The organism is Gillisella terrae, assembly GCF_004801395.1.
Classification (GTDB): domain Bacteria; phylum Pseudomonadota; class Alphaproteobacteria; order Rhizobiales; family Rhizobiaceae; genus Allorhizobium; species Allorhizobium terrae.
Map to the genome: position 1 here is coordinate 52,442 of NZ_SSOA01000011.1, position 15,370 is coordinate 67,811.

The 15,370-nt window shown below is 57.0% G+C and carries 11 protein-coding genes; all 11 read right to left on the reverse strand.

Going from position 1 to position 15,370, the window contains the following annotated elements:
- Window positions 1-30: 30 nt before the first annotated feature.
- The gene (gene tssM / locus E6C51_RS16930; RefSeq protein ID WP_190236907.1) at window positions 31-3,519 is read right to left on the reverse strand and encodes a type VI secretion system membrane subunit TssM; all 3,489 of its coding nucleotides are present in this window, start codon (window positions 3,517-3,519) and stop codon (window positions 31-33) included.
- Window positions 3,519-5,036 (reverse strand): type VI secretion system protein TssL, long form, encoded by a 1,518-nt coding sequence (gene tssL, locus E6C51_RS16935; RefSeq protein WP_190236908.1) that lies wholly within the window; start codon window positions 5,034-5,036, stop codon window positions 3,519-3,521. Before tssL ends, tssM begins: the two co-directional genes overlap by 1 nt.
- Entirely contained in the window at window positions 5,033-6,373 is a 1,341-nt protein-coding gene (tssK, locus tag E6C51_RS16940) for a type VI secretion system baseplate subunit TssK (protein ID WP_190236853.1), read from the reverse strand. The genes tssL and tssK overlap by 4 nt, the downstream gene beginning before the upstream one ends.
- Complete coding sequence (locus E6C51_RS16945; RefSeq protein WP_190236854.1) at window positions 6,363-7,595, reverse strand: FHA domain-containing protein; 1,233 nt, start codon at window positions 7,593-7,595, stop codon at window positions 6,363-6,365. Before E6C51_RS16945 ends, tssK begins: the two co-directional genes overlap by 11 nt.
- Window positions 7,592-8,629: a type VI secretion system baseplate subunit TssG gene (tssG, locus tag E6C51_RS16950; protein ID WP_230987393.1), complete on the reverse strand. Its 1,038-nt coding sequence runs from the start codon at window positions 8,627-8,629 to the stop codon at window positions 7,592-7,594. Before tssG ends, E6C51_RS16945 begins: the two co-directional genes overlap by 4 nt.
- A 10-nt stretch (window positions 8,630-8,639) precedes the next feature.
- Window positions 8,640-10,421, reverse strand: coding sequence for a type VI secretion system baseplate subunit TssF (gene tssF / locus E6C51_RS16955; protein WP_190236855.1), 1,782 nt, complete (start codon window positions 10,419-10,421; stop codon window positions 8,640-8,642).
- Window positions 10,414-10,923, reverse strand: coding sequence for a type VI secretion system baseplate subunit TssE (tssE, locus tag E6C51_RS16960; RefSeq protein ID WP_190236856.1), 510 nt, complete (start codon window positions 10,921-10,923; stop codon window positions 10,414-10,416). The genes tssF and tssE overlap by 8 nt, the downstream gene beginning before the upstream one ends.
- The gene (locus tag E6C51_RS16965) at window positions 10,916-11,758 is read right to left on the reverse strand and encodes a type VI secretion system accessory protein TagJ (RefSeq protein WP_190236857.1); all 843 of its coding nucleotides are present in this window, start codon (window positions 11,756-11,758) and stop codon (window positions 10,916-10,918) included. Before E6C51_RS16965 ends, tssE begins: the two co-directional genes overlap by 8 nt.
- Complete coding sequence (gene tssC, locus E6C51_RS16970) at window positions 11,755-13,137, reverse strand: type VI secretion system contractile sheath large subunit (RefSeq protein ID WP_146937397.1); 1,383 nt, start codon at window positions 13,135-13,137, stop codon at window positions 11,755-11,757. Before tssC (E6C51_RS16970) ends, E6C51_RS16965 begins: the two co-directional genes overlap by 4 nt.
- A gap of 82 nt (window positions 13,138-13,219) precedes the next feature.
- Entirely contained in the window at window positions 13,220-14,701 is a 1,482-nt protein-coding gene (gene tssC / locus E6C51_RS16975; protein WP_190236858.1) for a type VI secretion system contractile sheath large subunit, read from the reverse strand.
- A 92-nt stretch (window positions 14,702-14,793) separates the two neighbouring features.
- Entirely contained in the window at window positions 14,794-15,309 is a 516-nt protein-coding gene (gene tssB, locus E6C51_RS16980) for a type VI secretion system contractile sheath small subunit (protein WP_190236859.1), read from the reverse strand.
- Window positions 15,310-15,370: the final 61 nt, after the last annotated feature.

Below are 15,370 nucleotides of genomic sequence, written 5' to 3' on the forward strand. Positions count from 1 at the left end.
TGTCCTCACTTGTTTCAAAACTGGCTCACGTCAAAACTGTGCCGGGCAGGCAAAATCCGCCATGGCCTTGAGCCGGAAGGGATTGAGCACCGAGCCAAACTGCACATCAAACTCGGCATTCTGTTCGCCATTGTTGAATTTCACCCGAAACAGTCCGTCCCGATCACTTTCAATTGTGGCATCGTCAAACAGGCGGAAGGGCGACCAATCGCCATTTTCAGTTTTGGCTTGCTGCCATCCGCCCGGTTGAAAGGCAATGCGCGACATATTCGCTGGCTGTTTCGATGGCCATGTGATGGATTTGGCCTGAATGGGTCCGTGGAAATAGACCACACGCTCGCCTTCGATTTCCAACATCACGGCGTTGGAGGCATCGGTGAGCGATACAGGTTTCACATTGATGGTCACCTCAGGTGTCTCGCTGCCATTGGGAAAGAAGGACCGATTGATCTTGTCGGCATTCTCAAACTGGGCAATGGCACCACTGGGGATTCCAGCCGCACCAAATGTGCCTTTCCAACCCCATGGCGAACTGGTTTGATCGACAAAGGGCTCCAACCGCTGCTTGAAGAATGTCTGAAACAGGCCCTTTGGTCCAAAAAGACGCACAAAATCACCCATTGTCACATCGCGCTTGGCGTTGCGATCAAACGGATAGCGGCCCGTTATCGCCGTTGAGCAGAGGCTTGCGCCTTCCGCCGCCCAGAGATCGGAAATACGGCTGCGGGCAGATTTAACCGCGAGCGAGCCAATGTCGGCAGCAAGTCCGGCCATCCAGCCATCCAGCGGTGCAGGCAGGCGCCGTGCTTCCTGCAACAGATCCTGATTGGATTTGGTCAACTGGCTATCGACATCAAACACTTTGGCAACTTCTGCCGATGAGGTCGCCGAGCGGGACAGTTGGTCGTGCAAATTATCCAAAAGCGGCAGGATTGCATCAACCTGTGCCAGATTTTTGCTATCAGTGGCGCTCTTTCCCGAAGGATCCGCCGCGGGTGCATCCAGTGCGTCGCGCAATTTTCCATAAGGGTCCGGGGCCGCCATGGTGGAGGTCAGCATGGCCGCAATGGTATCATCATTGCCTGACGATGACGCCACGGTGACGGCCGCCGTTCCATATCCTTGCGGACGCAGATCAGTGGCTTGCGCAATGGAGCGCGCCGCAAGCCCAATGATATTGCGCTCATTGGACAGAATACGGGTTGTTTCAGCCGCATCGCCCAGACTTTGCGATGGCTTGACCGTGATATCGCTCAACACACTGGCCCATTTTTGCTCAAAGCGGTCAAAATAGATCTGAAGGGCCGCTTGCGACACCGCTTCCAGGGTTTGGCCCTTGATCTGATTGTCCGAACCACGCACCCAGTCTTCCCGCATGGCCTCGCGGGCGGCATCTGCCAGGCCCGGCAGCACAATGTTTCGATATCCGGTGGTCGTGAAAAGCCCCTCGACACCCTCTGTCAGCGGCGCACCAGACGTGCGCATAAAGGCTTTATCGCCCAGTGGGCCAAAGGCTTGCGCTGGCAACCAAGGTGCAATCGCGCGGGCTTTTCGAGACCCCGCCAGAATATCATAGGCCCGCTCGGCGACACTTTGGCTGGCAATGGTGGCCTGTGCCTTGGCAATCAGCCTGCCGTCCAGCTCAATCGGCGGCAGAGAGCCTGCCGCCATGGCATGGGCGTGCTGAATAAGGGCGCGGCGGGTGGCCGCGCGCCCTTCACCGGGATAGAGCGCGTTGAACATCTGCTCGGCCTGATAGGAGACGAAATCGCGATCCAGTTTTCCAAGTCCGCCCAGCATTTCATACAACTTGAGGGCGTTGAAGGTTTGCGTCACATCCTTCTCATTGGTCAGATCGCGCTGCAATTCCACCAGCATGCGCGGCAAAAGCAGGCTGTTTAAGGCCCGCTGGTAGGCATCGCGTTGGCGGCTGGCAATTTTATCGGCCTGATTAAGCCCAAAGCTCGCCACCCAGACATGCCGTTCCGCAAACCCGTCCGTGACCGAGCGCAAGCTATCCAGCGCCGGAAGCACGCGCAGAAAATCGGCATCGTCCACATCGCGCACTTTGACGCCCAAAATCAGTTTGTCATAGGCGTTGAGCTTTTCATCGGCGGCAATCAAGGCCATGCGGTTTTGATAATAGGTTGTGGCCCAGCCGGTAAACACAATGGCAACGGCGGCAATGGCCACCCCATAAGACACCCGGCGCAACAACAATTGACGATAGGAAAGGCGCTTGTCACGCGCCACAAGGGCCGCTTCATTGAAGACCACCTCTTTGAAAAGACGCGGCAGAAAATAACTGCGCCGCGCTCTTGGAATGCTGCCCGCCGTCGCCGTTTCCTCGCCTTGGGTTGCCGAGACAAAATAAAGACCACGAATGAGCGGAGCCTCAATCAGCGCCGAGCCAGCGGATAGCTCAACCAGCGCATCGTGCAGCTTCTCTTGCAGGCTGGCAAGCTCGGCCGGGAATTTGAAAATCCGCCCCCGGAGCTCGGTGCTCTGTTCCTGCTGCAACCGCTCAACCAGCATGGCATCAACCCGCTGCTGCAACAGCGAAAATTCCTCGTTGAAGCGCTCGGGCAGCGTTTTTGCCCCATAGCTCTCGTCAAGGCCAAAGGTCATGCCCCAGACCTGTTCACGGTCGCTTTTGTTGAACCCGTCATAGAATTCAACAAATCCGGTGAGCAAATCGGCTTTGGTCAGCAGGATGTAAACCGGCGCACGTGCGCCCAGATATTCGTCCAGTTCGGACAGGCGTTTGCGAATGGCGCGCAATTCTTCGCGCTGGGCTTCTGGATCGCGGGTCATCAAATCGCCAATAGACAGCGTGACCAGCGCGCCATTGACCGGCTGCGAGCGGCGATAACGCCGAAGCAGGCCCAAAAAGCCTTCCCATCCGGCTTTGGACGAGCCGTCGAGATCGTCCTGCGTGGTGTAGCGTCCGGCAGTGTCGATCAGGATCGCTTCATCGGCAAACCACCAATTGCAATTGCGCGTGCCTCCAATGCCTTTGATGGCATCGCTGCCCAGCGCTTCGCCGAGCGGAAATTGCAGGCCCGAATTGGTCAAGGCGGTGGTTTTGCCAGAGCCGGGGGCTCCGAAAATCACATACCACGGCAAATCATAGATATAGCCGAAGCGTTTTTTGGTGATGCGCTGCAACAGCGCCATCGCTTCTTTCAAGCGCGTCTGGATTTCGCCAACTTCTGCATTGCGGCTAGCCAGCGCCTGCTGCTCAATACTGTCAACCAACTCCGCGTCTTGCTTGCGGGCGCGCAGCGTGGTGATGACCATATAGATCGACCACACCACAACAATGGCCACAATGGTCCAGATCCGTGCCGTCGAGGTGGCGAAGGGTTTGAAGCTGCCAAACGCCAGAAGATAGCCGTAGAACCAGATGAGCACGCAGATCGCAATCACCCAAATGACGGAAATAAAGCGTCTGCCAACAATGCCGGCATAGCTATCCACATAGGAACGGATCGAATAAAAATAGCTGAGAGGATTGATCATGGCTTGCCTCCCTGCTGCGGTTTTGCGTTCTGATCATCCACCTGCACGGGCGGTGAAAAAATTCCGGCATCGGAGAGCTTTTCATCCGGATTGGTCAAAACCAGAATTTCCGTTCTGCGGTTCATCTCTCGGCCTTCTGCTGTGGCATTATCGGCAATCGGGTCACTGTCGGCCCGCCCTTCGGTCAGGATCGCATCACTTCCAGCATACGTGGCCAGAATATCGCCAACCGCCTTGGCTCTGGCTTCGGACAAATGCCAGTTCGAGGGAAACTGCACCGTTTTGATCGGCACATTGTCGGTATAGCCAATCACCACAGCGCGGAATTTCTCGGCGGCCAGAGCACCACCGATGCGCTGGATCAGATCTTTAAATTTGGCGCTGACATCGGCACTTCCGGTATCGAAAAGCCCGGCATTGTTGATGCGAATCCGCAGCCGCCCGTTCACATCGGACAAGGACACCAATTTCTTTTCCACCTCGGGCTGAAGGAAAGTCATCAGGTTCTGCAACCGGCTTGGCGGCCGCGGAGCCTCGACGTTCACAGGCTTCGTGGGTGGCTCTTCAACCTTTTCCGGCACCTTTTCAGGTGTCACCGGCGGCGGGGTGGGCACAGTAATCAGCACGCTGGGCGTTTCGCGCGGCTCAAGTGCGGCCAGTCGCTGGAAGGTTCTATCCGATGTATCGTTCAAGATCAGCGTGAAAAACAGATAGCCGAGCCCGAAAGCCAGCGCCAGAACAGACAAAAGGGTCCAGAGTGCCGCCATGGTTTGCAAGGGTGTATGACGGGCATTCACGCCCTGCCAATGGGGCGAAAGTTCGCGCTCAAACACACCATATTGGCCGAGAAGCGTTTTGTAGAGGCTGTCGCGGATTCTCGCCAGCTCCAGCGCACCGCGCGAGGACACACGGGTGCGCCCCTCAAAAGCCAGAGACAGGCTGAGATAGATCAGCAACAGCAAATCCTTGTTGGCTCCCGGCGACTGGTGAAAATGATCGAGAATATCAAACACCCGGTCACCGCCGGTCACGTCATTGTGGAAGGTCGAGACCAGGCCTGATCGCGCCCATCCGGCCCGCACACCCCACGGCTTGGACAGCACCACATCATCAACGGTGGCGCAGATGACATAGTGCGCGGCACGGGCGCGCTCCGGGCTGATGCGGGCGCTGGCCAGATCCCGCTCATAGCGGTTGACGGCCTCAATGCAGACGCGGCGCAGCTCTTGCGTATCCGGCTCGGCTTCAAGATAGCGCAGGGCATGGGCCAGATTGAGAAGGCTTGCTGCCGAGCGCACCAGCACCGGCATTTCATGGCTGCCAAAGCGAAAATTGTCGATCAGGTGATTGACGGACACACCTGAGCCTTGCCCGGCTCCCGGATCACCCCGATCAACCACACTGTTGAGCAAATCGGAGACATTTTTTGCCGTCTCGTCCTGCCGCTGTTTTTCCTGCGTGACTTCGACAACGGTTGGCATGTCCTGCCAGTGGGAAGGCCGTTCTTCGCTCATTCTCTCAAGGCCCATAGTTCCATCTCAAGGCCGGGAAATTCGCCTGCGAGATGCAGCGCAATTGCGCCAGATGTTTCCAATTGTTTCCAAAGCGGCACTTTGGTGTCGAGCTCGAAATAGATCGTGCCCGAACGATAGGGCAATTGGCGCGGCAACACCGGCAATGGCCGCACCGGAATGCCGGGCAGAGCGACGTTGACCAGCTCGGCAATTTTCTCCACGGGGCCAACCTTGATCTGGGCTGGCAATTTGCGCCGCACATCTTCCGCCGACATTTCGGCCCGCACCGCCAGAACAAAGCCTGCATCTTTCAGCAGGCTGCGATCGTTCAGCGTACCGACCCGCACCCCATGGCGCCGCTCGATCAGCTCGATGGCCACCGCCGCCTGTTCCAGCACCGATGAGAGCGATGTGCGCAGATCATCCATCACAACCGCAAACGTGGCTTTCAGATCATCATGGCGATAGGCCGGAAAGTCGGTGGCGCGTTTGCTGTCCATGGTGAAGGTGGCAATTTCACCGGCCAACTGAATGCAATGCTCATAAAACACCATGGGGTGAATGCGCGTTGCATTGGCCAGCAGATGTTTGAGCAGCGGATCAGCGCGGTTGAGAATTTGCAACAGGAAATAATCGCCCACTTCGGCTGTGCCGCGAATGGTCGGATCACCAATGCGCTCGGCAATCGCCGTTGCTCGGTGACGCACAATGCCCAGCAATTCCGTCATCAATTCGTTGAGCCGTGATGCCGCAGCACAGCTCAGGCTGGGTGGAATGAAATCGGGATCGAGGATCACCGCCCGGTCAGAGCGCACCTCCACCACCCGCGCCAGCCCGATCAGCTCATAACCTGCCAGATTATCGCCGGTTTTGAGGAATTTCAGGTTCAAGCGGGCAACATCAATCGGCGCAATGAAATCGGTGTCAACATTGGCATCCGGCGCTTCATAACTGGAGGCCACCACCCGCACGCTGTTGGCCATGGCGGCCCCTTGCGCCGCCATATCCGCCTTGCCCGGCTGTCGGGCCGGAAGTGCCAGATACACAATGGCGTTCTTGGTGTTTTCATCCAGATCAAGGGCGCTTGGAAGATCGGCATCTTCCGGCGCATCAAAGGGCGTGCCATCGGGCAGCAAACCACGCAGGTTGGACAGGGCAAACTGGCCAATGGCCAGCGCGCTGCGATCTATTCCGATTTCCAGCAAGCCCCACGGATAGGGCGACAGGCTGCGGGTGATCGAGCGGACCAGCCGTTCCGTCCATCGGTCTGCCTGTTGGAAATGCTGCACACGAAGAAACATGCCCTCGGTCCAGGCAACGCGGTTTTCATGCCTCATCTTTGGTGTCTACCCCCTTGAAATTCTGAAGTTCGGCTGCTGGCTCTGGCGCAATGGCAGGCTCACCCGTTGCAGCACGACGCATAAAATCCTTGATCGAAATGGTCTGGCCAGCCTCTTCAAACTGCTGGCGATAGGCGCTCCAATAGTCCCGACCACGCAAAAACGGCAGACGGGGTTGCTCCGCATCAACACGGGCCTCGACAATTCTTGGATCGAGCTTGTGGCTTGCTTCGCGCATCATTCTTTCAAGCGCATCATTCAAGCTGCGCTGGCGCTCAACAAGATGTTCGAGATGGCGGATCAGTTGCGCGCCATCCGTGGCCGACAATCGCGAAGCAGCATCAGCCTCCATACCAAGTGTGGCAAGGCAATCGGCACTGGCGGCATCCAGACGCGAAAGCGTGCTGGCAAGGGTTTGCAACAACGCCTCATCCATGCTTGCAGGTGGTGCAACGGGCCTTGAAGCTGGCTTGGATGGTTCGGAAAAAATCGCGTCAAAATCACTGCGCGATGCAGGCACCGGCCCAGCCTCCAACATCGCAGGTTCATCCGATGGCACGTCCTTCACCCGCTTTGGCGGCGCAACGCTGACCACCGTTCGGGTGGCGCTATGATGTTCAAGCTGGCTGCCATAATCATCATCTTCAAACCAGTTTTCAGGCAGAACGGTTGCAGAGCCTTTTACCTCCGGCGGGCCGCTCCAGCCAATATCAACATTGCGCGTCAAGGTTTTTCCACTTTTGCCGGACGAGGTCGGTGCCACGGCCCATGGCTCTTCCGCCACACGCTCGCCCATAATGCCACGGGCGGTTTTTCCATTGGGGGCGATATCGGACAAGATCGACGATATGGTCAGCGTTTCATCACTCAACGGCAGGGAGGACACCGGATCACCGGGATCCTGCTCCACCTCGCCAAGGATGGTAACCTTGAAGGCATGGCCGCGAATATCGATCTCGGAGCCATTCTTCAGCGGGCAGGTTTCGCCTTCCATCAAAGTTTTGCCATCCACCACCGTGCCATTGGCGCTCTGGTCTGACAGGCTGAAGCCTTTGCTATCGCGAAAAATGGTGCAATGCAGCTTGGAAACGCGGCGGGTGTCATCTTCAATCTGCCAATCGCATTCGCGCGAACGCCCAAGCGTGCGCCGCCCATGCTCGATGGCCCACAGGGATTGACGGCCATCCGTTTTGACTTTGGGGCGCAGTTCCAGCCTCATGCCGCCGCTCCTGCCGGTTTGAGAGCAGGCATCGCCTGCCGCTCGGTGACAATCGCATCGGCACTATCACGCGAGAGCTCTGCTACCCGCGCCCAAGTGTTCCAGCCAAGACGGGCGGGCGTTACGCCGTTGCCCATCTGGCAAAAGGGCACGTCTTCCTTTTTCAAAATCACTTGCGCATCAATTTCAAACCCGCTGCCCACAAACAGCCGTGCCAGCGCGAACATATCTTGCAACCGCCGCCCGCCAGGTGCCAGCGTCAGATAATCGGCATAATCCACCGGGCCAATGACAATGCGAAACGCCCCGCTCATATCCAGCGCCTTACTGCCAGCCATGGCGGAAACGCCGAGGCGGGGAGGGGTGGCGCTGCCCATCTGGCTTAATTCTTCCGGCGCAACAGACACCCACCGCGGACGAAATTGTTCGATGCGGATGGGAAGGCGTGAGAACTCTTCCAGCATGGCCCGCAAGCTTGCGGCATTGCGGGTGCGATCCGCAAAAAAGCCCGCAAACCGCAGGATAACATTTTCATCGACCCCGGCTGTTTCCACCATTCTGGCCGTGCCAAAGCCTGCCAGCGACAAAAGCGCCTTGCGAAAGGTGTTGTCTTCACGGCGTTTGCTCCAGCGCAAACGCCGCGCCAGCCGATATTTTTCCGCAGCTTCCACAAACAGCTCTGAAAACCGCGTGGCAAACAGGCTCACGAAACTGGTCAGCGCCCGCGATCTGTTGCGCTCCTCGCGCAACAACAGCTCATTATATTCCGGCGGCATCGAGCCAAGCGGCCCAACAAGGGCTGCGAGCGCGGATTTAAGCTCGAATTTGCCTTTGCGTTGGCGAAAGCCGCTGACCGCCAACGGCGTTGGCTCAATTCCCAGATGCGGCACAATCTCCAGCTCGCCCTCTTGCGCGAGATGTTGGGCCAGACGAAAGGCCGTTGTCGGCTCAAAATGGGCCGGGTCTTGCTGCAAACGGGCAGCAAGCATTTCGCGCTCTGTGTCACTTTTCGGGTTTGTCATGTGAACATTCATGATCATCCCCCTATAGCAACGGCCGTTCGGCCGCTCTTGCCGGCCACCGCACCACCACACCCGATTGGCCCCGCATGGTCAGCGTGAGACGGGTAAAACTGTTAACCGAGGTATAGAGACCGCAAAAATGATTGAGAACACTGCCAAACACGAAGGCGGCAGAGCGATCAATCATCGCCGGATCGAACTCTATGGTGATATCCAGACCGGGCACCATGGCAGGCCCCAGACGCGCCAAAGCATTTTTTGCTTCAACTTTTGAGATCGCCTCGACCAATTGCCGGGTTTCGGGCACATCGCGAAAGGCATAGAGCGACAGAATATCTTTGAGGGCTGCCCCACCATTGTCGAACAATGACAGGTGATTGAGCATCAGATGCGACACCAGCCGCCATTGCCGCGCTGTTTTGCTGTTCATGCGCACAGACGGTGTGGGCGGAAGAAGGGCCGTGACCGTATCAATCGCTTCGCTGCGTTTGCCCAGCTTCAAGATCGGGTGCCCGCCCCCAAAGGGCAGGCGCTCTGGAAGATCGCGGTTAAGGCACAGCGAATCCACGCTGGCGGTGACGCTGGTTGGGCCGAGGGGCCCGCGCTCGCGATCCACAAAGGCGATATCGGTGTCAGACAGGCCATCATCCTCATCAAACCGCCGGGTTGCCTGCCAGAAAATGCCGCTGTCGGTGCCATTTTGAACCCGCGCGAAAAACGGATACGACCACAGCTCATCACCGCTGCCATCGGAAATTTTCACATTGTCGATGGCAAAAATCTCACGGGTGCGATGGCGGCGACTGTCAGACAGCAAACTATATTCCGTGCGGCTGCCATCCAGCTTGATCGGCTCTGAAACCTGATGAAAAAGATTGATCACCGGAGCCGTGTTCAGGGCAAAATCACTGGCGGAGACAGTGCGCTCCAGCCTCGGATCACTGCTTTTGAGATAGATATACATCTCGCAATCATCGCCCGGCCAGCGATCCAGCCCGTCGATGTCAAGATAGAGGAATTTTTGCGGCAGGGCAAAAAACTCGGTGAGCAGGCGATAGCCATCAAAACTGCTGGCGGGCGTGGGCAACATCGCTTCATTCGCTGCAAAGCCTTTCACACGCAGATTGCTGGCGGGCAGGAAAACCGCATTGCGATCATCCGCATGGCGCGCCAAGGCTATTCCCATGCATTGATTGGCCAAAAGCTCATACAATCCGGTGGCTTGCTGCCAGGCGGATGCAACAAACAGGGTCATCCTCTTGATGCCCATCGAGGCAAAATCGTCTTTCTTGGGGCCGGTGGAGCGCAGTGATAAGCGCAAACATCCGGCCGCACCGGCAAAGGGCGGGGCAGGCGCATCAATGGGCTGGCCCGTCAACGCCGCAGAGGTGATGGTGAGGGGTAAAAGCTCGACATCCTGCGTGGTGCGAAACTGGCAAATCTCGCCCGCCACTTCTTCGGTGGTAATCTCGCTATGGCGGGGCAAAAGCTGCATGGTGGCCAGCACAGCGCTTGGCTCAAACCGCACAATGCTCATCGATGGCAAAGGCGCAAGATAATGCGGATAGAGCGTTTCCAGCAAACTATCGGTCAGTTCGGGAAACTCATCATCCAGCTTTTGCCGCACGCGGGCGGCGGAATAGGCAAAACTCTGGATCAGGCGCTCAACATGCGGATCATCGGCCACATCGCCCGACATGCGCAACCGCCCGGCAATTTTTGGAAAAGCGCGCGCGAATTTTTCTGCCCGTTTGCGCAAGGCAAACAGCTCATCATTATAGCGCTCCAAAAAGCTTTCAGCCATTGCCTGCCTCAACAATGAAGGATTGCGTGGACGGATCGATACGGGATTCAAAACTCACGGGCGGCATGCCCTCATGCAGGCGGAAACTGGCATCGATGCGCATCCGCAGCGAGCGCTCTCCCTCCATCCGCGCTTTCAAAATGGTCACTTTGATGTTGGAAAGCCGGGTTTCAAACATCGCAATACGGCGCTCCATGAGACGCGCCAGCTTGAGCTTGGATTCATCCGTCACCAGACTGGCCGACAGCATGCCATCAACCCCGTAAGAAACGAGGGCATCGCTCAGCTCGCTCAACGCATCGGGAGGGGCCTGCGGGCGACGCCGGGTGTTCAACAGGGATTCCAGATCCCGGCGAATGGTTTCGCGCATCTCCACCACCTGCTGAGACACGCTCAAAACCGGATCGACATCCAGATCAGGATTGTCATCCAGCAAGCGATCCAGCACAGAGCGGGTCAGCACGCGCTCGCTCGGGCGATAACGATCGAGCGGATCAGCCATGAACAATCCGCCTCTCGCCATTCATGCTATCCGCATCCAGCTCGCTGACTTCGTGCAGCGAGACAATCTCATCATCGGCCAAAAAGCATTTCTGGCCTTGGCCCACCACCAGCCCGGCCGCCAGATCTTCCCACGCCGTTTCACGCGCCAATTGCAACGCCGGATTGCGGCTGCTGCTGTGATAGACAGCCGGCAGCAAGACCGATGCAACAGCTCCGCCATTCAGGGTCAGCTGGGCCGGACGAAAGGCGAGGTCGCGCGAACGGGCGATTGGCTCCACAGACACATTTTCAATCTTGCGAAAATCCACCCAGAGATAGGCACCGCCGGTTGTCAAAACCTCAAGCGCATGCGGTATGCGATCATCCAGATCGCGCCAATCGGCGACGGATTTGCCATTATAGATCATCGGGCAGGCTGCGCGGGCATCTTCCATTTGCGCCACGATATCAACGGCAAGATCAAGGGCACCGTCGCGAATGGCAAGACCAAGCTTTAGCGCCATCTGGTCCAGATCGGTTGGGCCTGAGGGAAAATCGGGCACCGCACCCGTCTCGAACCATGCCTGGCGCGCTGCCATGGCTCTGATCTGCTGGCGCAGAATGGAAAAACCCACGGCATCGGCGGGCTGAAATTTGGCCGCGAGGTCGCATTGCTGATCGGCGCGCTCATATTGACCGCTTAAAATCAGCACATCAATATAGAGATGGCGGATATCGTGATCCGTGGGGGCCGCTTTGAGGGCGGCTTTCACCTGCTCAAGCACGTCTTCCAATGTGTGATCATCGGCGTGATCCTCCAGCAAGGCGGCGATACGGCGCGATTGAGCACTCATGCTAAAATCCTTTTTTGATCCGGTTGGGTTGATGATGCACCCATGGATGCCGCTGAGGCCTCAGCGACGAGATGAAAACTTGTTGAAACGTCGTCTAATTGAAAATGTGGTTGTAAACGCACGGTACAGGAGAAAGTTCCCGGCTTGCCGGGAATTTCCGAAACGCCAATTCCCGCGGATCGCAAGGGATAGCGGGTGCGCAGCGATTGCTCGGCATCATCATTGCCGAGCGTATAGCGCGACAACCAATCTTCCAGTTTGCGCTGAATCAGACCCGCCGTGCTCAACTGCCCGATGTTGTCGCGCATGATCACTTTCAGATAATGGGAAAAGCGCGACGCGCACATCACATATTGCAGCATGGCCGCAAGGCGGGCGTTTTGGCGGGCGGTTTCCGTCGGGTAATGTCCTGGCGCATGCAACGACTGGTTGGCGTTGAAGATGGCGCAGGATGACATATAGGTCGTCGAAATCGGCACAATGCCCATATCCGAAAATTGCAATTCCTGGGCGCGTGTCAGGCGCACCTCCACCGGCGGCTGGCTGGACAATCCTTGACTTTCCAGGCCCAATTCAAGCGGCGGAAGCTGCCAGGGTGCCACCATGCCACCATCTATCTCATCTTGCGTCACCCCGCGCAGATCGGCAAACCAGCCGGTGTCAATGAATGTGCGGATAATCACCGTTGCAAAGCCAAAGGCACCATTGCCCCACACCAGTGTCTGGCCATTTTCAGCGATATGCTCGCGGAAGGGAAAGCCGTCGTCACGCTTGCGCGAATAGGCTTTGTGGGCAGGGCGCATCAAAATGCGTGGACCAACCAGCCCCAAAAAACGGGCATCGTCATTTCTCCGCAGACCGTTCCATCGAATCCGGGAAAGATCAAACTGCAAGGATGAAAAATCATGCACGCGGTTGAGCTCATGAAAGCTCTCAAGACCAACACTCAACGGCGAGGCCCCGGCAATGAAGGGGCAAAAAGCCGCCGCTGCAACCGAGCTGATTTGCGCCATTGTGGTGATCGAGTCCGGTCCATCGCCGGGGGCGGGCGGAAGCTGATAATCGCCCAGCAGAAGGCCGAAGGGCTCACCACCCGGCATACCAAATTCCTGATTATAGACCAGCTCAAACAAGTGGCTCTGATCAAAATCGTTGGCACGCTCCATGCTGCGGCACAGCTCTTTCCAGCTGGCGCTCAAAATCTTGATCTTTACATCCGTGCTCTGGCTGGCCTCACGCACCAGCATGGCAAGCCCGAGCCAGCGGGCCTCCATCGCCTGAAACGCAGGATGATGCAGGATTGCGTTGACTTGACGGTTCAAAGCCTCGTCAATCAACAAAATCAACTCATCCGTTCGTGCCCTTAACGATGCGCTCACCGTTTCCCCCGAATTATCAGGCCATTCGTGAGCGTCGCGGCCATTGATCTAACCCACCGCGACGCCCAAAATTGTTTGAAAACTAGCTCTTCGATGGAATGCGAGCCACCATTCGCAAAGAGGTGGTCAGTTCTTCCATCTGCAACCATGGACGCATCCAGGCAACCGCATTGTAGGAGCCGGGCTTGCCGGGAATTTCCTGCACGGTCACCTTGGCATCGCGAAGCGGATATTTTGCCCGCGATTCTTCGCCTGCATCGTCATTGGCGTTGACATAAGAGGCAATCCAGCGGTTCAGCCAGACTTCGCAGTCTGAGGCTTCCATGAACGAGCCGATCTTGTCGCGGCCCATGACTTTCAGATAATGGGCAAACCGCGATGTCGCCATCATGTAAGGCAGACGTGCCGACACCGCAGCATTGGCCGTTGCTTCCGGCTTGTCATAGAGCTTTGGCTTATGGGCGGTCTGCGCACCAAAAAACACCGCATAATCCGTGTTTTTGTAATGGCAGAGCGGCAAAAAGCCCAGCTTGCCCAGTTCGGCATCGCGCCGGTCGGTAATGCCAACTTCCGTTGGGCATTTCAGATCGAGATCACCATCATCGCTGGAAAACACGTGCATCGGCAGATTTTCAACCTTGCCGCCGTTTTCGGCACCACGAATGGCCGTGCACCAGCCGCTCTTGGCAAAGGCTTCCGTGAGGCGTGTGCCCATCACGAAGGAGGCATTCATCCAGCAATAATCATTGTGGTCCAGCTCGCCGGAGCTTGAACCACTGGTTTCGTCAAACACAAATTCATCAATCGGGTTGGTCTTGGGGCTATAGGGCATCCGCGCCAAAACACGCGGCAGCGCCAGCGTGACAAAGCGCGAATCGTCGCTTTCGCGAAAACTGCGCCATTTGGCATATTCCACGGTCTCGAAAATCTTTTCGAGATCGCGGGGCCTGGCGAGATCGCGATAGTCGTCAAAGCCGAACATCCGCGGGCTGGCCGCCGAAATAAATGGCGCAAAGGCTGCCGCCGCAATCGAGGAAATCCCCTGCAGCAGCTGAACATCGTCAAACGAATTGTCGAACTCGAAATCGCCAATAATCGCACCCATCGGCTCGCCGCCCGGTGTGCCAAACTCATCTTCATAGATCGACTTGAACAGACGGGACTGATCAAACTCCACAGCCTTGGACAGATCCTTGGAAAGCTCGCGCTTGCTGGCGTTGAGCACCCGAATCTTGAGGTTCACGCTGGTTTCGGAATTTTTGACCAGATAGTGCAACCCGCGCCAGCTGCCTTCGAGCTTGGTAAACTCAGGCGATTGCATGATCTCGGCCAGCTGGGTTGAAATGGCCTTGTCCAGCTCTGCGATGGCGTTGTTCAGCGTCACCGTCAGATTGCGGTCGTATTTGACCGTGCCTTTCAAGGCTTGATCGGTCAGCGTCCGCAACAGATTCTGGGCGCGATCCGGCTCTGTCTGTCGGGTTGCCGCAACGACCTTTGAGAGCAGTCCCTGTTCTTGTGTTTCCGATAGGGCTTCACTGGTTTGCACCAAGCTTTCAGCACTCATGTTCTCATCCTTCCAATGTGGCGCAACGCTTCACTGTTGCTGCCGACAAACCGGGTTCTTTGTCTAAGCGGGCCATGCATCACCTGCCGCACTCATTGCTGATCGCCTGAGCCAGCCTTGCCTTGCAGTTCAGAAACAAGCTTTGAGAGGTCTGTCTTGTTTTGCAAAATATCTTCCAGCAGCTGCTCAAGCTCCTCGGAGCGGTCTGCCTTGCTCAAAAGATCGCGCAGCTCGTTGCGCGCATCCAGCAGCGCCTTGAGCGCGGGCACCTGCTTGACCACGGAGCCGGGGAGAAAATCATCCATGCTGTCGAACTTGAGATTGACGGCAAGATCACTGCCATCATTTTGCAGCGTGTTGTTGACCGTGAGATTCAGCCCCGGCGACATGCGCCGCATGACATCATCGAAATTGTCACGATCAATCTGCACAAATTTGCGCTCGCCAAACGGCTTCAAGGGTTGGGTCGGATCGCCCGAAAAATCACCCAGCACGCCCACCACAAACGGCAGCTCCTTGACGACCATGGCGCCTTCCGTTTCCACTTCATATTTGATGTGAACACGGGGTTTGCGCACCCTCTCCAGCTTTTCATGTACACTTGCCATGTTGAAACTCTCCTTCGTGCCCCTCGGGCATCAACATTCATGAACCAGCAGTACAAACGCC